This window comes from Peribacillus sp. SIMBA_075, from assembly GCF_046534585.1.
Map to the genome: position 1 here is coordinate 1 of NZ_JAWRYN010000002.1, position 26883 is coordinate 26883.

A 26883-nucleotide genomic window follows, 5' to 3' on the forward strand; every position below is an offset into this window, starting at 1 on the left:
CAATACGGGAGTCATCTATTAGCTGCTTAAATTATAGGTCTTTTTTTAAGACTGTCCATTTTGAAGGGCACAGTTCAGATGGGTTCCGGGTCTTTTTGCTGTTTAAGGTCAATCTGGGATTTTATTAGCAGCTGTTTCTTTAATGGATAAGTATAACATTATCAATGTCACAAACCAGCTAATGATTGAAGCGAATGGAACCGTTGCTTTAAAAGCATCCATGATGGTGAAGAATATGGTGGCAAGTGTAATGCTATATGCACCAATTCTCCATAGATGCCTATAGGAAAGCGAACGGCCAAGGGCATTTTTGAAAAGAAGTCCAAAAGCGGCAAGGATTGTCACTTTAATGAAGATTCCGCTAGCAGTAAACAGGTATAATATAAGTAGTAGCAGTGGAAGGATGATCGGTAGCACAGATTCAACTGACTCAAGCCAAGTGGATATTTCCTGATTATCTCCTTCCAGAAGTGAATATGGAGTGGATTGCACGTTGCCGCCAGATACGAACACCAGATTAGACTTTAAAAGGGCGACAGCCTCATCAGCTTTTGCAGCTACTTCTTCCGGGGTCAAGGTCCCCGTACCATCTACAAAAATTTGATATCCGTTTTTATTCAGGCTAAATGGTTCACCTTCTTCAGTCGTCAACGTGCCATTTTTGATTTCAAATGCAGGTAAGTCTTCAGATACTGTTTCATTCATGGCATCTATCCCGTCAACTACCATTGTACCGAAATAAAAAGCTGAAGGGAGAAAGGCAATGAGACTTATAAAGAATACGAATAATATCGTTTTCCCGATACCTTGGCTTTGAAAGGAAGCGATATCTTTAGGAGAATATATGCTTACCCATAGTTGTTTGAATATGTTCAATGTTTTCAGCACCTAACTATATAAGATTCCTAACCAATTTTAACTATTTGGGAAAAATAAAACAACCTGTTTTCTGCTTCAATGGTTTCAACCATTAATAAAGAGGCAATTATGGAGTGATAGAGGCAAAAATAATAAATGAAATGAGAAAGGGCGTTTTTAGTTATGGATACACTATTTTGGATAATAATTATCCTCATGTTCATAATGGGCTTTGTCGGTCTGATTTTTCCGATCATCCCAAGTGTTTTATTCATATTCGGCGGAATATTGTTATATGGACTATTTTATTCCTTTGAACCATTTGGCTGGTTTTTCTGGACTGTCCAAATTTTATTCGTCATCCTTTTATTCGCAGCTGATTATATAGCAAACATGGTTGGAGTCAAAAAATATGGCGGCACGAAAGCGGGGGTTTGGGGCAGTACGATTGGGCTTCTGGTCGGACCATTCGTGATTCCGTTCGTCGGAATTCTAATAGGCCCATTCATCGGGGCATTCTTGGCGGAAATCCTAGTCCATAAAAAAGACCTGGTTACTGCTTCTAAAATCGGCCTTGGTTCCGTTGTAGGTTTTATAAGCAGCGTAATCACCAAAGGCATCATTCAACTTCTGATGATAGGATATTTTATATACGTGGTATTCTCATAGGAAATAAAATCGAAAAATGAAAAATTGAGGCATAAGGTTTGAAACGGTTACAAAAATTTGATACGCTATTGCTAGCGAGCTTCAGGTATCTTTCCAGAACTGAAGCCCTCAAAAAAAAACAGCTTACATAGGGAGGAATTTTATAATGGCTTTTGAACTTCCACAATTACCGTATGCATATGATGCATTAGAACCACACATCGACAAAGAAACAATGAACATTCACCACACTAAACATCACAACACATATGTGACGAACCTGAACAATGCCCTAGAAGGCAACCAAGAACTTCTAAGCAAAAGCGTTGAAGAAATTGTCGCTAACCTTGACGCAGTACCTGAAGCTGTACGTACAGCTGTACGCAACAATGGTGGCGGACATGCTAACCACACATTATTCTGGGAAATCCTTTCACCTAACGGCGGCGGACAACCAACTGGTGAATTAGCAGATGCTATCACTTCTAAATTCGGAAGCTTTGACAGCTTTAAAGAAGAGTTCGCTAAAGCGGCTACTACTCGTTTTGGATCTGGCTGGGCTTGGCTTGCTGTCAACAACGGCGAATTGGAAGTAACAAGTACACCGAACCAAGACAATCCATTATCAGAAGGTAAAACTCCACTTCTTGGATTGGACGTTTGGGAACATGCTTACTACCTAAACTATCAAAACCGTCGTCCTGAATACATCAATTCTTTCTGGAATGTTGTAAACTGGGATGAAGTTGCAAAACGTTACAGCGCTGCAAAATAATTAGTAAGAAAAAGACAGGAACTCCTTTACAGGAAATCCTGTCTTTTTTTTGTTTATATATAGATGGCAGTATCTATAAGGTAACCAGTGTAAATGCAACTACTTCTCCGTCTTCGCCGGCCGAAGAGTTTTCTTTACTTTTTTTTACATAAATACCCTTGTTTTTTCAAACACTAGAGTGGAATTTAAAGGAGAGTTAAAACAATGGGTATTTTAGAGAGATGGTTGGGTGAAACGGGGGGGAAGAAGGATCTGCACCTCCTTTTGTTTATTGGCGGTCTGTACAGCCTTAGCATTGCTTTATCCAATACATTCGTTAATGTGTACTTGTGGAAACAATCCGGTCAAATTGTTGATATTGCCGTATATAATCTAACCGTGGTGCTTTTTCAACCGCTTACCTTTGTCTTTGCTGGCAGGCTGGCGAAAAAAGTGGATCGAATCATTGTTTTGCGTCTAGGTGTAATCTTTTTGGCCCTATTTTATTTAACTGTCCTTTTGGTCGGCACACGGGCAACGGATTTTCTTTGGCTGCTCGGTGCACTGTTAGGAATGGGCTATGGGTTTTATTGGCTAGCGTATAATGTATTGACGTTTGAAATTACAGAACCGGAAACTAGAGATTTCTTCAATGGTTTTTTAGGGATTTTATCATCCCTTGGGGGGATGGTGGGTCCTATTCTTTCAGGGTTCATCATTTCAAGGCTTGAAAAATTCACGGGATATTCCATTGTATTCGGCTTGTCTTTGTTATTGTTTTCCGTTGCGGTATTTCTTAGTTTTTCGTTGAAAAGACGTCCAGCCCATGGGAAATACTTTTTTCTTCGGATATTGCAAGAACGTAAAAAAAATCGTAATTGGCTCTTGATCACTCGTGCACATTTTTTTCAAGGGATACGAGAGGGCACATTCATGTTCATCATTTCAATCACCGTTTTCATTCAGACGGGCAGTGAACTTGCCTTAGGGAGCTATGGTCTGTTAAATTCAGCCATATCATTCGTTGCGTATTTTTTTGCTTCTCGATATATAAAACAGCCGATGCGAAAGAAAGCGATTCTTATTGGAGGAATCCTGTTGTATGCAGGAGTCTTATTGATTGCAATTGATATCACATTCGGAAAGCTTCTCATTTATGGGGCGATTGTTGCTACCGCTTATCCTATTCTTTTGGTCCCATATATATCATTGACTTATGACATTATAGGCCGCGCTTGGAAAGCAGCGGAAATGAGGATTGAATATATCGTAGTCAGGGAGCTGTTCGTACATTTTGGAAGGATAGTATCCATATCAGGATTCATTCTTTCGGTCATGTTTTTCGACCTAAAGCAAATGCTTCCGATTTATCTGTTAATCGTCGGGGCAGGGCATACGGCCATATATTGGTTTGTACGAAAAATCGATATCATTGACCAAGATTGAAAAGAGGCCATAAAGGCCTCTTTTCAATATCCATGACTTACGGTTTAGATATTATGAGCCGTAAGTCACTTTTTGTGTAATGTTCATTAGATGTTTAATATTTCTAGAACACTAAGGTAGAAAAAAATATAAATGTTCTATAGAATAGTAAAGGACTATTATGACTATGTAAAAAGGATGTGTGGCTTAGTGTGAATAAAAAGAAAAAGAAAAAGACGCATGTGCCTTTCAGATTGAATATTCTTTTCTTTTTAGTGTTTGTTTTGTTTTCCGCTCTCATTTTACGCTTGGGTGTTGTACAAATTGTTTATGGTGATGATTACCGGCGTGAGATTGAAAAAACAGAGGAAGTGACCGTGAATAATTCGGTGCCCCGTGGAAAAATGTATGACCGGAATTTAAAACTGATGGTCGACAACCAACCACTGGATGCAATTACATATACACGAAAGCAAGGTACGAAACAAACAGAAATGGTGGAAACGGCTGAGAAACTCGCGAAGTTGATCGAAAAAGATACGAATAAAGTAACTGAGCGTGATAAAAAGGATTTTTGGATTTTAAATCATCCAAAGTTGGCCGCCAAAAAAATTACTGATAAAGAGAGAAAAAAGGTCGAACAGGGCGAGCTGGAAGAGAGTGATTTGTATAAGCTTCAGCTCAAAAGGATTACGGAGGATGAAGCAAAGCTTTCGAAAAAGGATATGGAAACCCTTGCCATATACAGGGAATTTGCTAGCGGATATGCGCTTACTCCACAGATTGTGAAAAACAAAAAAGTGACGAAGGAAGAATTCGCCAGAGTGAGCGAAAACCTTGATTCGCTTCCTGGGGTCGATATATCAACGGATTGGGATCGTTTTTATACGTATAATAAAACCCTTAAATCTGTATTGGGTAAAGTTTCTTCGTCTGAAGAAGGATTGCCTAGTGAAAGTCTGGACTATTACCTGGCACGTGATTACAGCCGGAATGACCGTGTAGGAAAGAGCTATATCGAGCAGCAATATGAAGATATCCTCCAAGGGCAGAAAGCAAAAGTAAGGAATGTGACCGATAAATCAGGAAATATAGTCGATTCAGAAGTGATTACTGAAGGCCAGCGCGGAAAAGATCTTATATTGACAATCGATATGGATTTACAGCTAGCAACAGAGAAAATCATTGAAAAGCAATTGATTGCCAAGAAGAAAATGGGTAACACCAAATTCTTGGATAGGGCCTTTGTCGTCATGATGGATCCCAATACAGGAGAAGTTTTAACGATGGCTGGTAAGAAATATGAGAAGGATCCGAAAACAGGGAGATCTTCCATAGAGGACTTTGCATTAGGAAATATCACGACTTCCTATACGATGGGTTCTTCCGTAAAAGGTGCTACCGTTTTAACTGGTTATCAGCAAGGTGCGATCCAGCCAGGTACATACTTTTATGATACAAAACTTAAGATCAAGGGAACAAAAGCAAAAGGATCATATAGTAACTTCGGGAACATTAATGATTTGACTGCCTTAAAGGTATCCTCGAACGTTTATATGTTCAGAACGGCGATTAATATTGCCGGTGCACATTATGTTCCGAATGAGCCATTGAATATTAGTTCAAGCGCCTTTTCAACCATACGGAATTCATTTGCCCAGTTTGGCTTGGGTACACGCACTGGGATTGATTTGCCGAATGAAATGAGCGGATTCAAAGGTTCCGAAACATCTCCTGGTAAGCTGCTTGACCTCGCAATCGGACAGTATGATACGTACACACCAATGCAGCTTGTGCAATATGTTTCAACCATTGCGAATGGTGGAAATCGCATGAAGCCGCATATGGTTAAGGAAATTCGCGAACCGGTTGATGATAACGAAGAATTGGGTCCTGTCGATGAAGAAATTTCACCGACAGTCATGAATCGTCTGGATATGAAGGAAGATTGGATAAAGCGTGTGCAGAGCGGTTTCGAGAAAGTAACGATGGAACAAGGCGGAACAGCCTATACGTATTTTGGTAAGAAACCATATACGGTAGCGGCTAAAACTGGAACGGCGCAAGCGTTCTATGATGGTCCGAACCGAACGGATTATAGCGAGCCTCAAGATACGATGAATATCACACTCGTCGGTTATGCACCTGCTAAAAATCCGGAGGTTGCTTTTGCTGTCGTTGTTCCGTGGGCATATCAAGGACATACGGGCCACAGCATGAGCAAAGAAATAGGTGAAGAAATCATGGATACTTATTTCAAACTGAAAAAAGAACGGGCTAAAAAGGAAAATACTGAAACCTCGACTGATTTGAAAGTGGAGAATGGTAAAGACGTTCAAAAAGACCAGGCTGAAGTTAGAAAAAGCCAGGAAAATGAATAAAAAGGCTAAAAACACGTTTTTGGGTAAAACCGAAAACGTGTTTTTTTTAGGTCGCGATGAATCCAGTTTTGGCATCTTTACAATTCGTACACAATAATTTACTGAATATTTACATTTGCTTCAAATGGGGTTCACAGTATAAAAGTATGATGTGTTTGTAGGACAAAATATTCATATAAAATTCTTAGGGGGATTTACAAATGAGACGTTTCAAGGGTATGGCAATGACCGTAATGATGGGTGGAGTAATTGCAGTTGCGGCGGGTTGTGGATCCGATGATACTAAGACAAGCAGCAGTGAAGGAAAAGGATCAGGCAAACTGCAGGGAGAAGTGATAACGGATGGTTCCTCAACGGTCTTTCCAATCATGGAGGCAGTTGCAGAAGAATATATGGCTACACAACCTGATGTAAAAGTATCAGTTGGATCATCAGGAACAGGCGGAGGATTTAAGAAATTCATCGCTGGTGAGACGGATTTAAGCAATGCATCCCGACCTGTCAAGGAAGAAGAAAGTACGATGCTTGATGAAAAGGGAGTTAAATATACAGAGTTGAAATTGGCATTTGACGGGATTTCAATCGTCGCCAATAAAGATAATGATTTCATCGATTCACTAACAGTTGAAGAACTCCAAAAACTGTGGGTTGATAATGGCAAGGTGAAGAAATGGTCTGATATACGTCCCGAATGGCCGAATGAAGAAATAAAATTCTACTCTCCGGGAACAGATTCAGGCACATATGATTATTTCAATGAAGTGATCCTTAACGAAAAACCAATGGTGGAAAATGCTACGCTTTCAGAAGATGATAATGTTCTTGTACAGGGTGTAGAAGGTGATAAAAATGCGATTGGGTTCTTCGGTTATGCCTACTATGCAGAAAATAAAGATAAGTTAAAGATCGTTTCCATCGACAACGGCAAAGGTGCTGTTGAGCCAACACATGAAACAATTAAAAGTGGGGAGTATGCCCCATTGTCACGTCCGCTATACACATATGTAGCTAATAAGTCCGTAGCTGAAAAAGAACAAGTGGCAGATTATACTCAATTCGTCATTGAAAATGCTGGAGATCTTGCTGAAGAAGTGGGTTATATCAGCCTACCGGAAGAAGAGTACAAGAAAGATCTTGATAAATTGAAAGAACTTGAAAAATAATCGATATTACAGGCTACTGAAATCCCGTCTTGACTCGTTTAAGGCGGGGGTAACAGCTTGTAAATCCAAATATTGCGTGTCTGAAATGGAGGATGCAAGTTGGAACTGAGAAAAACAGAAAGCTATTCTGTACAGCAAATGATCCTTGAAAAGAAAAGGAAGAAAAAAATAAATATAGAAAAAATCATACCTAAGCTATTGTTCTTTACTGCGGCAATTTCTGTTTTTACTACAATCGGGATTATCCTGACGCTTATATTTGAAACATTCATCTTCTTTGACAAAGTTTCCATCGTCGAATTTTTTACAGAGGCTAAATGGCTGCCATTTGCATCCACCCCTTCGTATGGGATTATGCCCCTTGTCGTTGGAACATTGAAGATAACAGTGATAGCAGCGGTGGTTGCAGTTCCAATAGGGCTTGCAACAGCCATTTTCTTGAGTGAATATGCATCAGAGAATACGCGGAGAATCATCAAGCCGATTTTAGAAGTTTTAGCTGGGATTCCTACTATCGTTTACGGCTTCTTTGCCTTAACTTTTGTAACACCGGTTTTGCGGGATTTATTTCCTTCCCTTGATATGTTCAATGCCTTAAGTCCTGGGATCGTTGTAGGGATCATGATCATGCCGATGATAGCCTCTTTGTCGGAAGATGCCCTTGTATCAGTGCCGAAGTCGATTCGCGAAGGTGCATATGCTTTAGGGGCAACGAAACTTGAAACGACAATTAAAGTGGTATTGCCAGCAGCCATTTCAGGAATTGTGGCATCCATCGTTCTTGCTCTATCCAGAGCGATCGGGGAGACCATGATTGTGAGTGTTGCAGGTGGCTCGACTCCAAATATGAGCATGGATGTCACTTCATCGATCCAAACGATGACCGCCTATATCGTACAGGTCAGTTCGGGGGATGCAGGGTATGGGACAACGATTTACTACAGCATATATGCGGTTGGAATGACACTGTTCGTCTTTACGCTTGTCATGAATTTACTGGCGCAGTTCATCTCTCGCAAGTTCAGGGAGGAATATTAAGACATGAAACTGATAAACAAAAGTCATGTTGCAAAAAAAATGCCCGTTAGGCTGGCTGTTAACACGATTTGTAAAGGATTATTCTTCTTGGCAACATTGGTTGGCCTCATTGTATTGGCCATCTTATTTTATCGGATATTCACTCAAGGAATTGGTCATCTGAATGGGGATTTCCTTCAGAATTTCGCTTCCAGGAGACCAGAGGACGCTGGTATAAAAGCAGCTCTAATCGGTTCAATATGGTTGATGGTAGTCGTGGCTCCAGTTTCCCTGCTGCTTGGTGTCGGAACGGCGATTTATTTAGAGGAATATGCGAGAAAGAATTGGATCACCACTTTTATCAAAGTGAATATTTCCAATCTGGCAGGTGTCCCGTCAATTGTATTTGGATTGCTGGGCTTAACGGTTTTCGTCCGGGCGCTAGCCTTGGACCGGTCCATATTGGCAGCAGGCTTGACCATGAGTCTTCTCGTTCTCCCGGTCATCATAGTAGCTGCCCAAGAGGCCATACGTGCCGTACCTCGTGATTTAAGGGAAGCTTCATTTGGAATGGGTGCAACAAAGTGGCAGACAATATTGAAAGTGGTCCTCCCGGCTGCTATACCTGGCATTTTAACTGGTGGAATACTTGCCTTGTCGCGGGCAATCGGTGAAACGGCGCCATTGGTGGTGGTTGGCATACCGATGTTCATCGCCTTTTTGCCTCAAACGGTCATGGATACATTTACAGTGCTGCCAATGCAAATCTATAATTGGACATCTCGTCCACAGGAGGAATTCCAGCAGGTTGCTGCAGCGGGAATCATCGTTTTGCTCTTCCTGTTAATTTTCATGAATTCAATAGCGGTTTTAATTAGGAATAAATTCCAGAAAAGATATTGATGGGAGGAAGGAAGCATGAATATGACCTTAACGAGAGAAAAAAAGTCACCGGCAATCGGGATCGAAAATGTCGAGTCCGGTGTCTTGACGGAAAAGGTGTATGAAACGTCCAATCTCAATTTATGGTACGGTGAAAACCATGCTTTGAAAAATATTAATCTTGATATGCATCAAAATGAAGTGACTGCCATCATCGGGCCTTCAGGATGTGGGAAATCCACCTACATCAAAACATTGAACCGAATGATTGAACTGGTTCCGGATGTTAAAACGACAGGTCAGATTAAATACAGGAACAGGAATATCCTCGATCAGTCCTATAAGGTGGAAGATTTAAGGACACAGGTGGGGATGGTCTTTCAAAAGCCTAATCCCTTTCCTAAATCAATTTATGAAAATGTTGTATACGGACCAAGGATCCATGGTATCAAAAATAAAAAAATCCTTGATGAAATCGTTGAAAAAAGTTTAAAAGGTGCAGCGATTTGGAATGAAGTGAAAGACCGCCTTCATGAAAATGCATATGGACTTTCAGGTGGACAGCAACAGCGACTTTGTATCGCCAGATGTTTGGCAATCGAGCCGGATGTCATTTTAATGGATGAACCGACTTCTGCTCTTGATCCGATTTCCACTTTGAAAATAGAAGAATTGGTCCAAGAAATGAAAAAGGAATTCAGCATCATAATCGTTACCCATAACATGCAGCAGGCAGCACGTATCTCTGATAGAACAGCCTTCTTTTTAAATGGAGAAGTCATCGAATACTCTGATACCAATACCATCTTCTCTAATCCGAATGATAAAAGAACAGAAGATTACATTACCGGACGCTTCGGTTAAAGAGAAAGGGAGATGCGATAATGATCGTTCGTGAAAATTTCGAGCTTCAATTGAAAGAGTTACAAGGGAAAATCGTGGAACTGGCCAATTTAGCTTCCGGCGCCATTTCAAAATCATTTACCGCACTGGAAAACAAGAATGTTGAAGAGGCTCTTGAAGTTATTGATGATGATACAATAGCTGATTTGCTGGAAGAGGAAATTAATGACTTTGCTATTTTACTGATTGCTAAGCAACAGCCAGTTGCGATTGATTTACGGCGTATCATCGCTGCCATAAAAATAGCTTCAGATATTGAGCGGATGGCGGACTTTGGGGTCAATATCGCTAAATCGGCCATCCGAATCGGTGACCAGCCATTTATTCTGCCTTTAACACCTTTAAAGCAGATGCATGATATTACCCTAAAGATGATTGAACTTTCGATAGAAGCATTTGAGAAGGAAGATGTTGTACTTTCAAGAGAAATCATTGAAATGGATGATGAGGTCGATCGCTTTTATGGAGAGATGATTCGAGGTCTCCTTCGGCTTTCAGATGAAAAAAACATTCAGCAGATCACACAGCTTTCCTTAATTGCCCGATATTTAGAAAGAACGGCTGATCATACAACGAATATCGCAGAGAATATTTATTTCCTAGTAAGAGGGAGATATGTCAGCAGGAATGAATGAACCCAATCCTAATTGAAATAAAGAGAGGCTTTTTCTCGGACATCGTCCATTTAAAAGTCTCTCTTATTCATTAATGTGTCAAAGTGTGGGCCAATTGTCTATACGTCATATTATTCGTAACCACAAACTCGCCGATTTGAACTTTTTTTGCGAAATCATGTTCATTCATATAAGCTTCAAATCCTGCAGCATCATCGATGACCTTTTCCTTTGAAAGCCTATTGGCAATTTCGCTTGTGGTCATATTCGCTTTCACTTCCATGGTATAGGAGACGATGGAGTGATCTTTTTTTGAAGCTTCTTTCTCTTTTATTTCTTTATCCGCATCCTTTGACTGATGGACAGTTCTTTTAGCTTCCTCGATAGGAAGTGAAACGACAAATCCCTCATTCTCTAGCAATTCCTTAGCTTCCTCCGTAGTCGGAGTGGTACCATCGATTATTCCGGTACCGTAATAAAATCCTGTAAAGATTGTTGTTGTAAGGATGATACCGGCGGAAAGGCCTTGCAGTCTTGCTTTATTCATCTTTATTCACCCGCAATCTTTGTTGCTTGATCACTGAGATGGTTTGTTCCTTTGTTAAAGAGGATTGTTTTGCGATTTGGTCCAAAGAAAGACCTTGGCTATATAAGGATAGAACCTGGCTTTTTAGAATTTCATGAATGGGTTCGATATCATTGGAAGTGACAGGTGATTTAGTCTTTAAAGGAGGAATCGGGTCATCCTGGATAATGAATTCCTCTTCAAGAATTTTCACTTTCTTCTTTAATTGGTAGATATCCTGCATATAGGTTATCGTCATCTGTTCTAAATCTTCTTCTAATTTGGCAACTTTATCTTTACTGATAAAGGAAATGATAAGAATGATGATCGCTAATGAAAAAAGAAGGATTATAAGGATTTCCATGTTTACACCCCAGAAGATAATTTTCGACATATACTTATATTTTACACATATTTTTAAAAAATTGGAGATTTTTATATCTTGGATATGGCAATAAACTACATTAATGGTCTGTTTGGTTTCAAATTATTGTCGAAAAGCCTCATGACTATCGATGAAGAAAAAAATTCAGGCATGAAAACGGGAAAAAAACCTTTAAAAGATAACTTACATAAAATTCGACAAAAAGTGTTTATTGTCCATCAGCCAATTCAGTGCTAACATAAAGATAGAATAAAAAGAAAAGACGAAATATTATGAATAGTTAAAAATCAACGAACCTATAAGATAAGAAAATGGTGTGCAGATTCTAAGTGGAAAGTTTCACTGTCAGCGCCTAATGATAAGTTATATAAGGATAAAAAAGGGGAAGGGATGATTATATGAATTCGCTATTCGCATATATGCCGCAGGATAACCAGGATCTATATCGTAAGGGATTAAAGGCTGGGTTATGGATGGATGAGAGTTTTGATTGGTATCCTGAGGAAGACATGATGAGTCATCCTAATGGAGAGATCCGGACACTTTCGCAAACTTATACCCAGGGTCAGGTGACCTTTTCGAAGTTCACGATTAGGAATACTTCATTTGAGACTAAGCGTCCTAAAGTGTTTTTTCACTATGAAAACGCTTTCGAAAGGCAGGCGGTGGCTTTTTACAGCCCGAATGAAAGGGCGATTTTACATGTAGCACCTCAATCGATTGCCTTACTGGGTGGATTGGTGAAAGGGAAAAGCATCTCTCAATATTGCATCCAAGGTAAGGGAAGCCTTTATCAAGAGGGATGCTTCAAATCACTGAAAGAAGGGCTCCTGGCTTATTCACCGCTTGCCAAAGGCGAAGTTACCAGCGTGTTTACATTAGAGACGGAAATCTTACCTAAGGAATGTATAGAAGCTGTGGCTTGGGTCATTCATGCTGAAACGAAAGAAGAAGCGAAAGTCATAAATAATCAGCTTCTTCTGACGATGCAAAACGTGAACAATTAAAATTAAAAAAAGTTAATGTTGGTTTTCCCAAAAAACATACTAGCAATTCGCATTGAATAATGATATTATAGAAAAGTCCTATGTGAAAAAGTCAATATGTTTGGAGGGAAATACACAATGCGCGTAAATATTACATTAGCTTGCACTGAATGTGGAGACCGTAACTATATTTCTAAAAAAAATAAACGTAACAATCCAGACCGTCTTGAGCTTAAAAAATACTGCTCAAGAGAAAAACGCAGCACGACTCACCGTGAAACAAAGTAAGCAACAGGATTTTTCCTGTTGTTTTTTTTTTTGCATTTTTTTAATACCTTCTTTCTATCTTTCCTTTTGGGTCCGTTGCCCATTTAGTGAATATTTTCAGAATGTACTAATGATTAAGCAACTTCCCGCTTCGTATTTTCGTAATTGAACAAATATTATGAGATAATAATAGAAGTAGACTAAAGGAGTCGGAAGAGATGAGAGAAAACAAGAATAAGCTCCGTAAAGAAGTTAGGTCCCGTTTAATGGAACTGACCAAAGTGGAACATGAAGAACTATCGAGCAGAATCGCTGAAAACTTATTTTCACTGGAGGAATGGAAAAAAGCTAAAACCATTGGCATCACCATCTCCATTCCACCTGAAGTTCCAACGGTACGGATCATTGAACAAGCATGGAGTGAAGGGAAAGAAGTGGCAGTGCCCAAGTGTGACCCTGAAAAAAAGACAATGGAATTCAAAAAGATTTCCTCCTTCAATCAGCTGGAGTCTGTTTATTATGGATTGCTTGAACCAGTGGCTGAAACTGCCAAGGCTCTCAAAGAGGAATTGGACGTATTGATCGTACCCGGTCTTGCCTTTACCAAAGAAGGGTATCGCCTAGGCTTTGGGGGTGGCTATTATGACCGCTTCCTCTCATATTACCGAGGTGCTACAATGGCCCTTGCATACGACCTTCAATTTTTGGATGAACTCCCGATAGAGGTTCATGATATAGCGGTAAGCAAACTCATTACCCCTTCAAGGATTTTACGCACGTACGCCCATTAGAAGAAGAAAATTATTAATTATCACTTTTAGCTCATAAAAATCCTTTCCTGTATCAAACTAATGCTAGGAGGGATTGTTATGCTTCGATTAATTATTCAAATCTTCTTGGTTGGTTTAGTGGTTTATGCAGGTTATCAAAACCGGTACCGCCTGATAAATGCTGTGCTTTCTAACGGCATACTGAGAAGATTTCTAGTGACTAAGTCCTTGGATATGCCAATGTTCAGGGATAAAATGATGCAAAGCATGTTCAGTCAGACCAAATGATGATGCCGGCATCTTAAAAAGGAACCTCTCAAGGGTTCCTTTTTTTATAAGGAGGGGGAGAGTGGAGGGGAAAACAGTCTCCTTTTTACTTTTTTCATCATTTCGTCTATAGTTTTAATTATAGAAACAGGAATTTTAGAAGCTTAAGATTCATTGGAAAGTGGGGAAGGCATTGGGATTTAAAGAGGATTATTTGTTTTGGGAAACCATAAGGGAATTGTCGGCCCATTATGATTATCGAATGATCACTGTCACGGAAAACCATCAGGAGATTTGGCTTGAGAGCGATAAGAATAAGGAGTTTCCAGTCATCAGGCTCATTCGACATGATTTGGATTGGGCTAATTGGCTGAAACGTGATATCGACCGAACGCTGCAGAATGGGGAAAGGATCAGGAGGAAATTATACAAAAAGCCCATAGACATACTAAGTATCTATGTTAGTAAATTTGCCCCGGTCGATGATCATGACTTTAGTTTACAGGTGGCTTCCTTTAAAAAAACGAATGTTAACACGTTTATTCTTACTTGTGAATCATTTCATGATTCGTTGCAAAACCTTGAGCATGTTTTGAAAAAACCACTTTCAATTCAAGTTCTTAAAGAAAATGAAATAGATGAGGAAAAGGTTCTCGCAGTAAAGAAAGACGCCATCTCGGAGTCAGTCAAAAAGGCTAAGGCTGAGCAGAAAGTATTTCAAAATGCAAATAAGCCATTCTTTACATATATATTCATAGCGATACAAATAGCTATGTTCATCTTGATGGAGTTTAATGGAGGCAGCACCAACTCCAATACTTTGATTGAGTTTGGCGCTAAATATTCCCCTTATATCATACAAGGGGAATGGTGGCGGTTCTTTACACCGATGATCATCCATATTGGGTTCATTCATTTACTGATGAATACATTTTCATTGTATTTGATCGGTGCTGAAGTAGAAAGGATTTACGGTAATGCCAGGTTCCTTTTTATCTATATATTCGCAGGTTTCGCCGGAACTCTAGGCAGCTTCATCATGACCCCGAATCTTTCGGCAGGGGCGAGCGGCGCCATTTTTGGCTGTTTTGGGGCCCTTCTGTACTTTGGCATCGTCTATCCAAAATTATTCATGCGCTCGATGGGCTCAACGGTGATCGCGTTAATTATCATTAACCTGATATATGGTTTCACCGTTTCGGGAATTGACAATGCAGGGCATATCGGAGGGTTGGTTGGCGGGTTCTTGGCTGCTGGAGTGGTCCATCTGCCAAAAACCAGGAATCTCTTTCGGCAGCTGGCTTTTTTAATAGGAACTGCGATACTGACCTATGGCATGCTTCAATTTGGTTTTAAACATCAGAGCGATGCAGCTATAGATGATAATACCATGGCCATGCTAGCCCAAAAGTATATTGATGATGCAGAAGAAGATAAAGCAGAAGAGATGTTATTCAATTATGTGGATCAAAACCCAGATGCACCACAATCGCTTTTTATGCTTGGGAATTTATCTTTTGATAAAGACGACTTATACAAAGCAAGGGATTATTATGAAAAAGCAATTGAAAGTAATCCGGATTTGCATGGGGCGCATTACAATCTGGCCTTAGTCTACATGAAGCTCGAATCATTCGACAAAGCTAAGGAGCAAGCTGAAAAGGCTATTGAGCTAGCCCCGGATAAAAAGTCATATGTTAAACTGTTGGCAGAAATTGAAAAGCGATTATAACTTTTGACGTAGCATGATTGGGGTACCGTCTTTCAGGGTAAACAAGACAAGTATTTCACCCTGGTTCTTCGCCATAAGCAATTGGGGGATGGTGCTTCCTTGTGGACTCACAGTGGATCCATCCTCCTTTTTAATGCCTAACACATAATTTTTATAAAGCCCCTCCCATAGCTTTCCCACAATTTCTTCCCGTTTGAATTGGGGGAAGGCGGAAAGCCATTGATTTTTTTTTGAGGGCAGATCCGTCAATGAGATGATATTGTACTGATCCAGATTAACTTGAAATGCTTGACCTGCTTTCTCCAAACCATTTTGAACCGTTTGATCAGTCAAACCGTCCAGCGTTTTTTTCCATTGAACCTGTTCTTCTGAAAGGGGACGATGGAAATATTGAAAAACTGGTGATGTTACTGTATAAAGTTTATCTTTACTGAGCTGCTGTGCACTGGTGAAAATTGTGTCAGCCGGATGAACCTCGGCATAATGAAATGTTACCGCTTCGTAACGCCCGCTCTCCCTTTCTTTAGATTCCGCTTTTTGAGAGAGTTCTTGTTTATTTTGCCGCCAATTTTTTAAAGCTCCGGCCAATTTTCCATTTTTGTATAAGAGCGATACGTCCTGACGTAAATAAGCAGGCTGGTCCAACGCAGAATCCACCTTCCAAGTAATGGAATAGGTGGAACCCCCGGTACCCTTCGGTGTCAGGTGGGTTGAAGCATGTTCAAAATGGAGCGAGGAATCGATGGGAAAAAAAATAATGGTTTCCTCTGCCTGTCTATTATTTGAAAAGTAAAGGATGACAAAAATGGTGGTTAAGACTAAAAAGACGGTATACTTCAATTGTAGTTTCATTTTTCCCCTCCGTTTTCACGTACGATGAATGATTTTAAAAATATTAAGTTGTTCCAAATTTTTAAATCAAATCGAGTGAGTCCTCATTAGGCGTTCACATTCTTGATATTTCATCATATGAATAGAGTTGGACATGTATGAGGGGGATGGGTAAAATTATCAAAAGAGGAAATGGACGCTTGTTGTAAAGAGGCTGATTCGATATACTTTCCTATATAAAAGACTAAAGAGGCTAACAATGAAAACATATTATGATCTTCAACAATACTTGAAAAGATTCGGTACATTTATTTATATTGGTGATCGGCTAGCCGAGCTTGAACTGATGGAAGCTGAAATCAGGGAAATCCACCGTATGCAGATGATGGATACGAAAGATTATCAAATGGCAATCCTTTTAATTAGGCAGCAATTGTCTCTTGAAAGGGAAAAAAAGAAAAAAAAATGATAAAAAAGGTGAGAATGATGGAAAAGTGGCTGATGGGTGTAGATTTAGGCGGTACAACTACCAAACTGGCTCTGATCAATTCATACGGAGAGATTATTCATAAATGGGAAATCAGCACGGACATCTCCGAAAAGGGCAAATTCATTACGATTAACATAGCAAAAGCGATTGATGCGAAGCTCGTGGAACTTAATGAACCGAAGAGTAAGATAGTTGGGATAGGAATGGGTGCCCCCGGCCCTGTGAATTTTGTAAGTGGTTCCATATATGAAGCCGTCAATCTAGGCTGGAAAGATTATCCTTTAAAAGATTTATTGGAAGTGGAGACATCTCTCCCTGCGGTGATCGATAATGATGCCAATATGGCAGCTTTGGGAGAAATGTGGAAAGGTGCGGGTAATGGCGCCAAAGACCTCGTTTGTGTCACTTTAGGTACGGGTGTAGGCGGCGGGATCATCCATAATGGGCAAATTGTCCATGGTATTAGTGGTGCTGCTGGAGAAGTGGGCCATATAACGGTCATAACAGACGGCGGGGCGCCGTGCAATTGCGGCAAGACAGGTTGTTTGGAAACGGTCGCTTCAGCAACGGGAATCGTCCGTATGGCTTTAGAGGCCTTGAATAATGCCGATGAAAAGTCAATGCTTCAGCAGAAAGTCGACGAGGGAAATGTGGTTACTTCCAAATTGTTATTCCAATGCGCTGCAGCAGGTGATCCTTTGTCCACAGCTGTGGTAGATAAGGTAGGCAATTACCTAGGGTTAGCACTATCACATGTTGGAAATGTGATGAATCCAGATAAAATCGTCATTGGCGGGGGCGTTTCACAAGCGGGGGACATTCTGCTTGATACTGTCCGTTCTGCTTTTGGAAAGTATGCATTCAAACGGGTTAATAAATCAACGAAAATCAGCCTGGCAACACTAGGCAATGATGCAGGGGTAATAGGTGCAGCCTGGCTTATCAAAAGCCAATTGAATACTTGATCCGTTGCGTGGCCCTGTGGCAAACAGGGGTATAATGAAAGTAGACGTAATTTTCAGACAGTTTAACAACTTTAAGGGGCAGGTCCAATCGTTCCTGATTTTGCATTGCGGGAGAGAAGAACCATGACCCATGATTGAAACGCTCTGGTTCATAGCGCCAGCGCTTCTTCAATGAGGAGGGACCAGTAGTGAAAAGGGTCTTCAAAAATCAAGGATACTCATTGTTTTGGGTCCTATTAATATCGCTTTGGCTTAAAACATACATTGCTTATAAAACGAGTTTTGAGATAGATATTGAAAATTGGGTCCAGGAGTTCATATTATTCATCAATCCGGTCAGTTTCCTATTACTTACCCTTAGCATAAATATATTTTTAAAGGAAAAAAGGCGGACAGCATACTTATTGATCATGAGTTTTTTCATCACCCTTGTCCTGTTTGCCAACCTTGTTTTTTTTCGCTTTTTCAATGACTTTTTAACCATCCCCGTCCTTTTTCAAACGAGCAATATGAGCGACCTTGGAAGCAGTGTACATGAATTGATCAATCCGGGTGACCTTTTGTATTTTGCCGATATTCTTTTCTTGATGCTTTTGGTCAAATACAAACCGAAAATATTCCACGATCGTTCATACAATCCACAGGATCGTAAATTCTTAGTGTTAATGACTTTAGGAGTGACATTCTTTAATTTAGCTTTAGCGGAAGCGGAGCGTCCTGAACTCCTGACAAGAACGTTTGACCGCGAAATCCTCGTTAAGAATATTGGTACGTACCATTATCATCTCTATGATGCAATATTACAGACGAAATCATCAGCTCAACGCGCCCTTGCGGATGGCAGTGAATTGGCGGAAATTGAAAATTATATCCGTTCCAATCAAAAAGCGGTTAATGATGATCTATATGGTCTGGCAAAAGGCAAAAATGTGATTCTTGTATCATTGGAATCCACTCAAAGCTTTGTCATCAATAAAACAGTGAACGGGGAAGAAATCACTCCTTTTCTGAATGAATTCATTAAAGAGAGCTATTATTTCAATAACTTTTATCACCAAACTGGCCAGGGGAAAACATCTGATTCAGAATTCATTATTGAGAATTCCCTTTATCCTTTAGGTAGAGGTGCAGTATTTTTCACGCATTCCCAAAATGAATACAAAGCCACCCCCGAAATCTTAACGGAAAAAGGTTACTATACGGCTTCCTTGCATGCCAATAATAAAAGCTTTTGGAATCGTGACATGATGTACGATTCTCTTGGGTACCAGCGGTTTTATGATAGTGATGAATACAAGGTCTCTGAAAGGAATTCCATCAATTGGGGTTTGAATGATAAATCGTTCTTCAAGCAATCAATTGCTCACTTGAAGGGGATGCCGGAGCCTTTTTATGCCAAATTCATAACGTTAACCAATCATTTCCCATTCACTTTGAATGAAGCAGACCGATCATTGGAACCATACGATTCAAATTCCAAAACCTTGAATCGGTATTTTCCGACCGTACGTTATACGGACGAAGCCTTGGAACGATTTATTGGCGATTTGAAACGTGATGGCATATATGAGAATTCGATTATTGTACTATATGGGGACCATTATGGTATTTCGGAAAATCATAACTCTGCCATGAGCCAGTTCCTGGGTAAGGAAATCACGCCGTTCGAATCCATCCAACTTCAGCGTGTCCCGCTGATCATACATGTCCCAGGACAGAAGGGAAAAACGATTTCCACCGTTTCCGGCCAAATTGATGTAAGGCCGACACTCCTGCATTTATTGGGCGTTGAAAATGATGATTATATCGAATTCGGCAAAGATTTATTTTCCGAAGAGAAAATAGAATTCACCGTTCTTCGCGATAGCAGCTTCATCACGAAGGATCATCTGTATACGATGGATACCTGCTATGATAAAAAGACCGGAACGGCGACGGACAAGAGTCCATGTGAGAAGTATTTAGAAAAGGCGAAGCAGGAACTTAATTACTCCGATAAAGTAATATATGGCGACTTGCTTCGATTTTATGAGCAACGTTGAAAATGGAAACCTGGCTAATCCAGGTTTTTTTGTTTTTGTGAGGAGAATCGGCACCATTAAAGGAGGATCACCATTCAATTTGAAACACGGGAGACTTCCTGAACATCTTTCGGCCTTTCGTTTCATAAAGATTAAACAATGAAAGGGGCGGAGGCTGAATGAAAGTCGTAAGCAGAAGCGGGGATGATTTGGCATATTATAGTCAATTGTTCCAAATTCCACGTGTCTTGATTGAGGATGCAAATCCCTCCATTACGGGAGGGATTTTGCCAAATGGCATGGAGGTGCAAATACCGGGGTTCGTTATTCAAGAAGAGTCCCGGCTAGATATCGATTTTTCCGATATCGCTTTACAGTCTCAATTGCCAATCGATGCGATATTGTTGTTGAATCAAGGTGAACAAAAACCATTTTCCGTACCCGTCAGAGTCATGCATCCCATGCTTGTCACCGAAAAGCCATATGATTATCAAACACTTCTTGACGACCTTGATATTCTTTCTTTTCATTATCCCTTCATAAAAGTTGAATCGATTGGGAGGAGTGTATTAGGAAAAGAACTTCATGAGGTGAGGGTCGGTAAAGGTGATAAGCTCATACATTATAATGGTTCGTTTCATGCAAATGAATGGATCACATCGGCGGTCTTGATGAAATGGCTGAATGATTTGCTGTTGGCAGTAACGAATGATCGTACATTATGCGGAATGGATTGTATGCCTTTCTATCGGGAAGTTACTATTTCGATGGTTCCAATGGTGAATCCTGATGGAGTCGAGCTAGTCCTAAAGGGGGAGGAGGCGGCAGAGGGGAAATTTGATGTATTAAAAATGAATAATGGTAATCCTGCTTTTTATGCTTGGAAAGCCAATATCCGTGGTGTAGACCTGAATAATCAATATCCGGCCAATTGGGAGATTGAAAAGCAAAGGAAAATTCCTAAAGTCCCTGCTCCGAGGGATTATCCAGGAGAGACCGCTTTATCAGAGCCAGAAGCATTGGCCATGAAGGAGCTAGCAAAAAGACGGAATTTTGAAAGAGTGCTAGCACTTCACACACAGGGAAAGGAATTTTATTGGGGATATGAAGGACATGAACCTGAACAGGCGGCGAATGTTGCAAGGGAGTTTGAGGAGCGCAGCGGATATCGGGCGGTTCAATACATTGACAGCCATGCTGGGTATAAAGATTGGTTCATTCAGGAATTTAAACGTGGCGGGTTCACAATTGAGCTGGGAAAAGGCATCAATCCACTTCCCTTATCCCATTTACCTGGTATATATAAAGATACCGTTAAGATTTTGATGGCAGGCTTGTATATGTGATGACATTTTTCTAATATACTTCCAAAAAAATACAAGGTAATTAATCGCCACTTTTTCTCTTTTTTACTTTATAATGAAAGTCGTAAGGGTTCGATTGGTAATCCTTACTCTCTTTCTAATGTCTCGCTCACATATGCCAGGCGTTTATTTTTGAAGTGGGAGGTGTGTGGGGATTAAAGTATCAAAAGCAGCACTTTGTATGCGGCTTTCCATCTGTAAGATGTTGTGTTTCATCCCATTATTTATCTCCACTATCCTTCTTATCACGGCTTGTGAGCCTTCCAAGGACCTTAGTAAACCCGTAAATGATACGGAAAAAGAACAATCCCAATCTAAACTGGAAACTTCAGTAAGCAATTTAAAGGTCCCGACTGCAGAAACGGAAAAAATCGAAGCCATTTATGGATGGCTGGATTCTAAAACCATTTTATATTCTGTGAAGCGGGATGGTAGTAAAGTATCCCAGTTGATGGCATGGAATTTGGAGACGAATGACACTTCCGTTTTCTATCAGCCGGCTTTTGCGTTTTCCGAAGTATCAATCAGTCCGTCTGGTACGCATATTTTGGTATCGTCCTTCACATCTTCGGGGAAAGCATCAATCACAATACTTGATAAAACAGGAAATCCGCTTTATTCGGTTTCAATCCCAGCTTATGAATTAGCTTATGAGTGGAATTCATATCAAGATGGCATGTTGTTTTTATCGAGTTTTTATGAAGACTGGACTTACAGCAGCTATGTGTTGAATCCAGATGATCAAACGATGGAAACATTGGACTTTCCGCAGCCCTTTGCACAATGGGCAGGCGAAAAGGAATTGATGTTTCTCGATTGGGATAAGGAAGAACCTGCTTTGACGGCTCCCTTAGAAAGAAAGGCGCTGAATGGTGACGGGGCGGACAGCCTTATGCTCGATGTCATTCACTTTAAAAAAATGAAACAAGCGCTGATGACGATTCAAGTGGAGACAGAAAAACAAGATCGGGGTACATATGCCTTTTATGATTCAACAAACAAGCCGATCCACTCTTTTTCCGTGCCACTATTGAAAAGCTTTTCAGATTGGGTGATTCCATCTTATGATATCATTGAAAAAAACAAGGAATTCATAACGTTTATTCCTAATGAATCAAAAGATGCAGACCAATATGAGGGAAGGTTTACCTTAACTAAATTTAATTGGGCAAAAGGCACACAAGAAGAATTGATGAAGGACATGGAAAATGAACCATTAAGCTGTTCGCTTGATGGCAACCTCTGCTTATATGGATATCAATTTGAGAAAATGATTGATATGAAAACCCATCAAATACAAAGATTGTTCAAACAAACATAATGACCTAAATACAAAAGCTCGCCGGATGGCGAGCTTTTTCTTTAATGGGCAACAGGAAAACCGCTGTTGATGACAGTCATGACAGTGAACCAGCCAAACACGACTGCACTGCCGGCTGCAAAAATGAATCCTAAGAAGTTTCTCTTTTTTAATGTGGTAAATACAGCTGCCAGCCCTAAGATAGCCACAAGTCCGAAAACAACCATTAATATCATATCAAAACCCCCTTTTTCGTAATGAATACCTAATCTCTAATAATATACCCAGAGAATAAAGCAACTACCAAAAATATGTAGAAAAGATTGCATTTGTTAATATCTTAATATTTTTTTAATTATTTGTCGAGGTTTAAAAGGTGATACTTCTATGACTTGAGTAAACTGGATTAACATTAGTGCGTGAATTGGTGTAAGATGTAGATAGAAAATCATATTGGAGTGATGGAAATGAAATGGACACAAATTCCTCTAGGACCGCTGCAAACGAATTGTTATGTAGTTTCCAATGGACAGGATTGCATCATTTTCGATCCGGGTGAAGAGCCTCAGAAAATCATACAGTACATACAGACAAAAAAATTAAAGCCTTTAGCGATTTTATTGACGCATGCACATTTTGACCATATCGGTGCCCTTGATGCTATTAGGGATTATTATGAGATCCCAGCATATATTCACGAAAAAGAGGCTAAGTGGCTGCTTGATCCCGCTTTGAATGGTTCCCAAAACTGGTTCCCTGAAAATCCAATGCGAATGAAGCCTGCCGATCATATCCTGGCAAATGAGCAGGAACTTACTATTGGTGGATTCACTTTTGAAGTATTCGAAACCCCCGGACACTCTCCAGGGAGCGTTTCGTATTATGTGAAGGAGGAACGTCTCCTCTTTTCAGGGGACGTCTTGTTCCAGGGAAGCGTTGGCAGAACTGATTTAATAGGCGGAAGCGAGGCAGTGCTGTTGAAAAGCATTGATACGAAGCTGCTGACACTTCCTGATGATGCCATCGTTTTTCCCGGTCATGGGCCGGTCACGACCATTTTAGATGAAAAGAATACCAATCCCTTTTTGAGATAATGACTATGACAGGTGCCATAGATGGCACCTGTTTTATTTTAAGTCCTTATAATGTAAAAATATTAAAATGGATCATTTCCGGGACTATACTGAATATAAAAAACATTTTGTCTCTTTTGGTGATTTGGGAATGGCGGGTGATGAAAAGGCTCACGGGAATTTAAGGGCCTTCCTGGGAGTGGAATATTTCTTACTTTGAAAAATGCCTATTTTAAAGGGGAAACATTCATTGATAGTGGTGCACCTTTTATGAACGTTGTCATGAAAAATTGAACATTTTATGAACTTTAAATATATAGTATGAATTAATAGAGACGGAGGCATTGTGTTGAAAGGTCACTTGAAGGAATTGATTGCAAGCAGCCCCCAAAAGGGAATTTCCTATCATGATTATATGGATGCTGTTTTGTATACACCAAATATAGGCTACTATGTGCGTCAAAAAAAGAAGATTGGCTCAAAAGGGGATTTTTATACGTCCGGTAATGTTGGGGATGCATTTGGGAGGTCACTGGCCAGATGGTTCGTTTATTTGATAAAAATGTGCGGACTATCGCCAAGAATCATCGAAGTAGGCGCAGGAGACGGTAAGTTGGCTTATGATATCCTCGTTTTCATTAAAGAAACGGAACCGCTGATATGGGAATCTCTGACTTATATCCTTGTGGATGGCAGTCCGTATCACAGAAAGATTCAGCAAGAACGTGTGGGGATGTTCAAACAGGCAGTTTCTGCTGCCAGTTTGGAAAATTGGACGAATGTAAATGGAATCGTCTTTTCAAACGAACTTTTCGATGCTTTGCCTGTACATGTCATTGAAAAGTATGAGGGGGCCCTTGTAGAGATATTCGTCACTGAAAAGGATGGCGATTTGGTGGAAGTGAGGGAACCATTGGTCAACCCTGATATACTCGCTTACCTTACAGATCGGGCTATCACGTTAATTGAAAAACAACGATACGAAGTTCCGCTAAAAATGGTCGAGGAATATGAGAAGATCGTTTCCCGTATCGAATCGGGTATTCTCCTTACAATTGATTATGGTTATATCGAAAGGGAATGGAAGGAGCCAGCTCATCTTCAAGGGAGCTTGAGGGGCTATTATCAGCATGAAATGATTAAAGATGCACTTATGTATCCAGGTGATATGGATTTGACGACACATATCCATTTTGACACATTAATTGAAATTGGAAAAAGAAGGGGATTTTTTGATCAGGGGCTTTATATTCAAAATGAATTCCTGCTTAAAACGGGGATCCTTGAGGAATTGAAGGACCACAAAGAGACTGATCCATTTTCCAAGACGGCGAAGCGTAACCGTGCAATTCGGGGGCTGATCCTTCCAGGGGGATATAGTGAACATTTCAGAGTGTTGCTTCAATCGAAGAATTTAGCTGAAGAAGCAAGGATCCTTCCTGAATGAGGACAGGTAAAAACCCATGAATTCAAAATTCATGGGTTATGTAATATTGCTTGTTCTTAATGGGCAGTACCCGGAGTCATCATAAATACGCTCCAGTAGGAAAATCCTGCAAAGAAAACGGTAAGATAGGCGCCGAAAACATAAATATACATGCGCTCAGATAATTTCAAATAACTTAAAAGTACAAAAAAGCCGGTTTGTGCAAAGAAAAGTAAAGACGTTTGATGCATATGGCCAAGATAAAAGAAAATTGCCATAATCCCTGTCCAAAATCCACATACTCTGAACATGCGTTCCATCCGAATCCCTCCTTATGTCTAGTCGTGTACATTCTAAATAATTATAAATGAAATTGTAAGGTAATGTAAAGGATGCCTTTTGTTTCTATGTGAGAACCGATGCCTGATATGAGCACGTTGTGCAATTAGACATCATATTTTCTAATTCCACAATATTGACATTGTCAAACAAGGCTTCGAACATACCTTTTAAAAATGAATTGTGCATGGAACAGATTGTACCTGGCTCTACTTCGGTAACTTCCTTAAATGGGCAATTGAAGATACGAAAGTATATTTTATTTTCTTCTTCGCTAGCTTGTATTTCGGGTGATAAACCAGCAATGGTGGCAGCATTTTTAAGCATGTTGACTCTTTCCGCAAAAGCAAGTCTATCAATCGGCGTTGAGTTCAATGCTAGTTGCTGATTGATCAATTCCTCTCCGAATACTTTTCCCGTTTCATAAAGAGCTTGTTTTCCTTTTTCCCCTAATTTCATCATCGTCTGGATTGCAATCCTTGAAAGCAGTTGATAGTCCCTATATGGAAAATGAAGCTGAATGACTTTATCAGACAAACGATAAAGTCTGCTAGGGCGGCCGCCTTTCCCTGTCTTACGGGCATCCGATGTCAACAAATCCACATCCTCCAGTTTTGACAAATGTAGGCGGGCAACATTTGGATGGATTTTAAAGGAATCGGCGATTTGCTGTACGGATACATCCCCATGATTGTCCACAATATGTTGGTATATATAATATCTGGTGGGATCTGCTAACACGTTTGTTATTTTTAACGTTTGTTCCATTATTTCCTCCTGCGGTTCCATAGTTTAACTATGTTCATTATAATGCAGGCAGAAAAAAATGGAATAAAAGATATGGCAAACTCCCCTTAGTTTAAAAAAAATTCACAATTTAAACGGTCTTATAAGGTAAATGGATGTACAATAATTATACAAATGTTATACAGTCATTATAAAGATTATAAATATATACAAAATGTGAACGGGGAGGATTAGTATGGAACAGTTAACTTTCTTTTCGTACCCAAGTTGTACATCTTGTCGAAAAACAAAAAAATGGTTAAAAGCCAATCATGTTTCCTTCGATGAGCGACATTTATTCAGAGAGACTCCAACAGAAGCAGAATTAAAACGAATTCTTGAATTGACAACGGAAGGACTTGATGAAGTCTCAGCAACAAGAAGTGAAGCTTACAAAAGCTTACATGTTAATATTGACGAAATGATGCTTTCTGATGTCATCCAATTATTAACAAATGAACCGAAGTTATTAAGAAGGCCCATCCTCATCGACGGGAAAAAACTGGTGATTGGTCATAATGAGGACGCATTAAGAAATTTGGTTTCACAAAGGCTTGGTTTGAAAATGAGCATGTAAATCGATTCTCGAAATTTTTTCGAGGATTTTTTTATTCTTAAGCAGGAATTTGTCGTGGATTGTCGAATTCATCCACAAGAAACATAGGAGGTGA

Annotated in this window: 30 protein-coding genes; 23 read left to right on the forward strand and 7 right to left on the reverse strand. The window is 40.0% G+C overall.

Going from position 1 to position 26883, the window contains the following annotated elements:
* Nucleotides 1-108: 108 nt before the first annotated feature.
* Nucleotides 109-876, reverse strand: a complete 768-nt coding sequence (locus SB775_RS01700; RefSeq protein WP_410860349.1) for a DUF1189 domain-containing protein — start codon at nucleotides 874-876, stop codon at nucleotides 109-111.
* A 165-nt stretch (nucleotides 877-1041) separates the two neighbouring features.
* Between SB775_RS01700 and SB775_RS01705 the strand changes: the two genes are divergently transcribed.
* The 9 genes from SB775_RS01705 (at nucleotide 1042) to phoU (ending at nucleotide 10666) form a co-directional block, all read left to right on the forward strand.
* Nucleotides 1042-1527, forward strand: a complete 486-nt coding sequence (locus SB775_RS01705; RefSeq protein ID WP_089361524.1) for a DUF456 domain-containing protein — start codon at nucleotides 1042-1044, stop codon at nucleotides 1525-1527.
* Between the two features lie 145 nt (nucleotides 1528-1672).
* Nucleotides 1673-2281, forward strand: coding sequence for a superoxide dismutase SodA (sodA, locus tag SB775_RS01710; RefSeq protein ID WP_034308436.1), 609 nt, complete (start codon nucleotides 1673-1675; stop codon nucleotides 2279-2281).
* A 204-nt stretch (nucleotides 2282-2485) separates the two neighbouring features.
* Nucleotides 2486-3706: an MFS transporter gene (locus SB775_RS01715; RefSeq protein WP_289320054.1), complete on the forward strand. Its 1221-nt coding sequence runs from the start codon at nucleotides 2486-2488 to the stop codon at nucleotides 3704-3706.
* 191 nt (nucleotides 3707-3897) lie between these two features.
* Entirely contained in the window at nucleotides 3898-6066 is a 2169-nt protein-coding gene (locus SB775_RS01720; RefSeq protein ID WP_410860350.1) for a peptidoglycan D,D-transpeptidase FtsI family protein, read from the forward strand.
* A 200-nt stretch (nucleotides 6067-6266) separates the two neighbouring features.
* Nucleotides 6267-7229: a PstS family phosphate ABC transporter substrate-binding protein gene (locus tag SB775_RS01725; RefSeq protein WP_410860351.1), complete on the forward strand. Its 963-nt coding sequence runs from the start codon at nucleotides 6267-6269 to the stop codon at nucleotides 7227-7229.
* A gap of 138 nt (nucleotides 7230-7367) precedes the next feature.
* On the forward strand, nucleotides 7368-8267 hold the full coding sequence (gene pstC, locus SB775_RS01730) for a phosphate ABC transporter permease subunit PstC (RefSeq protein ID WP_410860516.1): 900 nt from the start codon (nucleotides 7368-7370) through the stop codon (nucleotides 8265-8267).
* A gap of 3 nt (nucleotides 8268-8270) precedes the next feature.
* Nucleotides 8271-9149: a phosphate ABC transporter permease PstA gene (gene pstA, locus SB775_RS01735; RefSeq protein ID WP_089361520.1), complete on the forward strand. Its 879-nt coding sequence runs from the start codon at nucleotides 8271-8273 to the stop codon at nucleotides 9147-9149.
* A gap of 15 nt (nucleotides 9150-9164) precedes the next feature.
* The gene (pstB, locus tag SB775_RS01740) at nucleotides 9165-9992 is read left to right on the forward strand and encodes a phosphate ABC transporter ATP-binding protein PstB (protein ID WP_061464069.1); all 828 of its coding nucleotides are present in this window, start codon (nucleotides 9165-9167) and stop codon (nucleotides 9990-9992) included.
* 20 nt (nucleotides 9993-10012) lie between these two features.
* On the forward strand, nucleotides 10013-10666 hold the full coding sequence (gene phoU / locus SB775_RS01745) for a phosphate signaling complex protein PhoU (RefSeq protein WP_089361519.1): 654 nt from the start codon (nucleotides 10013-10015) through the stop codon (nucleotides 10664-10666).
* A 70-nt stretch (nucleotides 10667-10736) separates the two neighbouring features.
* Here phoU and SB775_RS01750 read toward each other — a convergent pair whose 3' ends face one another.
* Together SB775_RS01750 and SB775_RS01755 are read right to left on the reverse strand one after the other, a co-directional pair.
* Nucleotides 10737-11192 (reverse strand): hypothetical protein, encoded by a 456-nt coding sequence (locus tag SB775_RS01750; protein WP_317777839.1) that lies wholly within the window; start codon nucleotides 11190-11192, stop codon nucleotides 10737-10739.
* Nucleotides 11185-11574, reverse strand: a complete 390-nt coding sequence (locus SB775_RS01755; protein ID WP_089361517.1) for a hypothetical protein — start codon at nucleotides 11572-11574, stop codon at nucleotides 11185-11187. The genes SB775_RS01750 and SB775_RS01755 overlap by 8 nt, the downstream gene beginning before the upstream one ends.
* Before the next feature lie 78 nt (nucleotides 11575-11652).
* On the opposite strand from SB775_RS01755, the gene SB775_RS01760 reads away from it, so the two are divergent.
* The 6 genes from SB775_RS01760 to SB775_RS01785 all read left to right on the forward strand — a co-directional run bounded on the left by SB775_RS01760 (nucleotide 11653) and on the right by SB775_RS01785 (nucleotide 15617).
* Nucleotides 11653-11832, forward strand: coding sequence for a hypothetical protein (locus tag SB775_RS01760; RefSeq protein WP_410860352.1), 180 nt, complete (start codon nucleotides 11653-11655; stop codon nucleotides 11830-11832).
* Nucleotides 11833-11993: 161 nt separating this feature from the next.
* Entirely contained in the window at nucleotides 11994-12602 is a 609-nt protein-coding gene (locus tag SB775_RS01765; RefSeq protein ID WP_061464064.1) for a hypothetical protein, read from the forward strand.
* A gap of 117 nt (nucleotides 12603-12719) precedes the next feature.
* Complete coding sequence (rpmG, locus tag SB775_RS01770) at nucleotides 12720-12869, forward strand: 50S ribosomal protein L33 (RefSeq protein ID WP_028391797.1); 150 nt, start codon at nucleotides 12720-12722, stop codon at nucleotides 12867-12869.
* Between the two features lie 197 nt (nucleotides 12870-13066).
* Complete coding sequence (locus tag SB775_RS01775) at nucleotides 13067-13639, forward strand: 5-formyltetrahydrofolate cyclo-ligase (protein WP_061464063.1); 573 nt, start codon at nucleotides 13067-13069, stop codon at nucleotides 13637-13639.
* A 78-nt stretch (nucleotides 13640-13717) separates the two neighbouring features.
* Nucleotides 13718-13906 carry a hypothetical protein gene (locus SB775_RS01780; protein ID WP_061464062.1) on the forward strand — a complete coding sequence of 63 codons (189 nt, stop codon included), beginning with the start codon at nucleotides 13718-13720 and terminating at the stop codon, nucleotides 13904-13906.
* Nucleotides 13907-14078: 172 nt separating this feature from the next.
* Nucleotides 14079-15617 carry a rhomboid family intramembrane serine protease gene (locus SB775_RS01785; RefSeq protein ID WP_410860354.1) on the forward strand — a complete coding sequence of 513 codons (1539 nt, stop codon included), beginning with the start codon at nucleotides 14079-14081 and terminating at the stop codon, nucleotides 15615-15617.
* On the opposite strand, the gene SB775_RS01790 is transcribed toward SB775_RS01785, so the two are convergent.
* Nucleotides 15612-16469: a hypothetical protein gene (locus tag SB775_RS01790; protein WP_410860355.1), complete on the reverse strand. Its 858-nt coding sequence runs from the start codon at nucleotides 16467-16469 to the stop codon at nucleotides 15612-15614. The two genes, SB775_RS01785 and SB775_RS01790, sit on opposite strands and share 6 nt — an antisense overlap.
* 238 nt (nucleotides 16470-16707) lie before the next feature.
* Here SB775_RS01790 and SB775_RS01795 point away from each other — a divergent pair, with 238 nt between their 5' ends.
* The 5 genes from SB775_RS01795 to SB775_RS01815 all read left to right on the forward strand — a co-directional run bounded on the left by SB775_RS01795 (nucleotide 16708) and on the right by SB775_RS01815 (nucleotide 22609).
* Nucleotides 16708-16917, forward strand: a complete 210-nt coding sequence (locus SB775_RS01795) for a YqgQ family protein (protein WP_061464059.1) — start codon at nucleotides 16708-16710, stop codon at nucleotides 16915-16917.
* A 14-nt stretch (nucleotides 16918-16931) separates the two neighbouring features.
* The gene (locus SB775_RS01800; RefSeq protein ID WP_410860517.1) at nucleotides 16932-17903 is read left to right on the forward strand and encodes an ROK family glucokinase; all 972 of its coding nucleotides are present in this window, start codon (nucleotides 16932-16934) and stop codon (nucleotides 17901-17903) included.
* Between the two features lie 188 nt (nucleotides 17904-18091).
* Nucleotides 18092-19945 (forward strand): LTA synthase family protein, encoded by a 1854-nt coding sequence (locus SB775_RS01805; RefSeq protein WP_410860357.1) that lies wholly within the window; start codon nucleotides 18092-18094, stop codon nucleotides 19943-19945.
* 158 nt (nucleotides 19946-20103) lie between these two features.
* Entirely contained in the window at nucleotides 20104-21270 is a 1167-nt protein-coding gene (locus SB775_RS01810) for a M14 family metallopeptidase (protein WP_410860359.1), read from the forward strand.
* A gap of 166 nt (nucleotides 21271-21436) precedes the next feature.
* The gene (locus tag SB775_RS01815) at nucleotides 21437-22609 is read left to right on the forward strand and encodes a YqgU-like beta propeller domain-containing protein (RefSeq protein ID WP_410860361.1); all 1173 of its coding nucleotides are present in this window, start codon (nucleotides 21437-21439) and stop codon (nucleotides 22607-22609) included.
* A gap of 41 nt (nucleotides 22610-22650) precedes the next feature.
* Here SB775_RS01815 and SB775_RS01820 read toward each other — a convergent pair whose 3' ends face one another.
* Nucleotides 22651-22824, reverse strand: a complete 174-nt coding sequence (locus SB775_RS01820; RefSeq protein WP_081108857.1) for a DUF2759 domain-containing protein — start codon at nucleotides 22822-22824, stop codon at nucleotides 22651-22653.
* Between the two features lie 231 nt (nucleotides 22825-23055).
* Between SB775_RS01820 and SB775_RS01825 the strand changes: the two genes are divergently transcribed.
* Both SB775_RS01825 and SB775_RS01830 read left to right on the forward strand, forming a co-directional pair.
* A complete protein-coding gene (locus SB775_RS01825; protein ID WP_061464054.1) occupies nucleotides 23056-23682 on the forward strand; it encodes an MBL fold metallo-hydrolase in 627 nt (208 codons plus the stop codon).
* Between the two features lie 328 nt (nucleotides 23683-24010).
* Nucleotides 24011-25108, forward strand: coding sequence for a class I SAM-dependent methyltransferase (locus SB775_RS01830; RefSeq protein WP_089361510.1), 1098 nt, complete (start codon nucleotides 24011-24013; stop codon nucleotides 25106-25108).
* A gap of 56 nt (nucleotides 25109-25164) precedes the next feature.
* Here the strand turns inward: SB775_RS01830 and SB775_RS01835 are convergent, their stop codons facing one another.
* Both SB775_RS01835 and SB775_RS34665 read right to left on the reverse strand, forming a co-directional pair.
* Nucleotides 25165-25407: a DUF2626 domain-containing protein gene (locus SB775_RS01835; protein ID WP_053346950.1), complete on the reverse strand. Its 243-nt coding sequence runs from the start codon at nucleotides 25405-25407 to the stop codon at nucleotides 25165-25167.
* A gap of 85 nt (nucleotides 25408-25492) precedes the next feature.
* Nucleotides 25493-26194, reverse strand: a complete 702-nt coding sequence (locus SB775_RS34665) for a helix-turn-helix transcriptional regulator (RefSeq protein ID WP_089361509.1) — start codon at nucleotides 26192-26194, stop codon at nucleotides 25493-25495.
* Between the two features lie 214 nt (nucleotides 26195-26408).
* On the opposite strand from SB775_RS34665, the gene SB775_RS01850 reads away from it, so the two are divergent.
* Nucleotides 26409-26789: a Spx/MgsR family RNA polymerase-binding regulatory protein gene (locus SB775_RS01850; RefSeq protein ID WP_410860363.1), complete on the forward strand. Its 381-nt coding sequence runs from the start codon at nucleotides 26409-26411 to the stop codon at nucleotides 26787-26789.
* Nucleotides 26790-26883: the final 94 nt, after the last annotated feature.

Excerpts from the sequence above, each read along its gene's own strand:
- SB775_RS01725 (WP_410860351.1), top strand. The coding sequence starts at position 6,267 with ATGAGACGTTTCAAGGGTATGGCAATGACCGTAATGATGGGTGGAGTA.
- SB775_RS01820 (WP_081108857.1), bottom strand. The coding sequence starts at position 22,824 with ATGATATTAATGGTTGTTTTCGGACTTGTGGCTATCTTAGGGCTGGCA.
- SB775_RS01705 (WP_089361524.1), top strand. The coding sequence starts at position 1,042 with ATGGATACACTATTTTGGATAATAATTATCCTCATGTTCATAATGGGC.
- phoU (WP_089361519.1), top strand. The coding sequence starts at position 10,013 with ATGATCGTTCGTGAAAATTTCGAGCTTCAATTGAAAGAGTTACAAGGG.
- SB775_RS01850 (WP_410860363.1), top strand. The coding sequence starts at position 26,409 with ATGGAACAGTTAACTTTCTTTTCGTACCCAAGTTGTACATCTTGTCGA.
- SB775_RS01755 (WP_089361517.1), bottom strand. The coding sequence starts at position 11,574 with ATGGAAATCCTTATAATCCTTCTTTTTTCATTAGCGATCATCATTCTT.
- SB775_RS01800 (WP_410860517.1), top strand. The coding sequence starts at position 16,932 with ATGATGGAAAAGTGGCTGATGGGTGTAGATTTAGGCGGTACAACTACC.
- SB775_RS01750 (WP_317777839.1), bottom strand. The coding sequence starts at position 11,192 with ATGAATAAAGCAAGACTGCAAGGCCTTTCCGCCGGTATCATCCTTACA.
- SB775_RS01835 (WP_053346950.1), bottom strand. The coding sequence starts at position 25,407 with ATGGAACGCATGTTCAGAGTATGTGGATTTTGGACAGGGATTATGGCA.
- SB775_RS01825 (WP_061464054.1), top strand. The coding sequence starts at position 23,056 with ATGAAATGGACACAAATTCCTCTAGGACCGCTGCAAACGAATTGTTAT.
- sodA (WP_034308436.1), top strand. The coding sequence starts at position 1,673 with ATGGCTTTTGAACTTCCACAATTACCGTATGCATATGATGCATTAGAA.
- SB775_RS01810 (WP_410860359.1), top strand. The coding sequence starts at position 20,104 with ATGAAAGTCGTAAGCAGAAGCGGGGATGATTTGGCATATTATAGTCAA.
- SB775_RS01780 (WP_061464062.1), top strand. The coding sequence starts at position 13,718 with ATGCTTCGATTAATTATTCAAATCTTCTTGGTTGGTTTAGTGGTTTAT.
- SB775_RS01795 (WP_061464059.1), top strand. The coding sequence starts at position 16,708 with ATGAAAACATATTATGATCTTCAACAATACTTGAAAAGATTCGGTACA.
- pstA (WP_089361520.1), top strand. The coding sequence starts at position 8,271 with ATGAAACTGATAAACAAAAGTCATGTTGCAAAAAAAATGCCCGTTAGG.
- pstB (WP_061464069.1), top strand. The coding sequence starts at position 9,165 with ATGAATATGACCTTAACGAGAGAAAAAAAGTCACCGGCAATCGGGATC.
- SB775_RS01790 (WP_410860355.1), bottom strand. The coding sequence starts at position 16,469 with ATGAAACTACAATTGAAGTATACCGTCTTTTTAGTCTTAACCACCATT.
- pstC (WP_410860516.1), top strand. The coding sequence starts at position 7,368 with ATGATCCTTGAAAAGAAAAGGAAGAAAAAAATAAATATAGAAAAAATC.
- SB775_RS01765 (WP_061464064.1), top strand. The coding sequence starts at position 11,994 with ATGAATTCGCTATTCGCATATATGCCGCAGGATAACCAGGATCTATAT.
- SB775_RS01775 (WP_061464063.1), top strand. The coding sequence starts at position 13,067 with ATGAGAGAAAACAAGAATAAGCTCCGTAAAGAAGTTAGGTCCCGTTTA.
- rpmG (WP_028391797.1), top strand. The coding sequence starts at position 12,720 with ATGCGCGTAAATATTACATTAGCTTGCACTGAATGTGGAGACCGTAAC.
- SB775_RS34665 (WP_089361509.1), bottom strand. The coding sequence starts at position 26,194 with ATGGAACAAACGTTAAAAATAACAAACGTGTTAGCAGATCCCACCAGA.
- SB775_RS01715 (WP_289320054.1), top strand. The coding sequence starts at position 2,486 with ATGGGTATTTTAGAGAGATGGTTGGGTGAAACGGGGGGGAAGAAGGAT.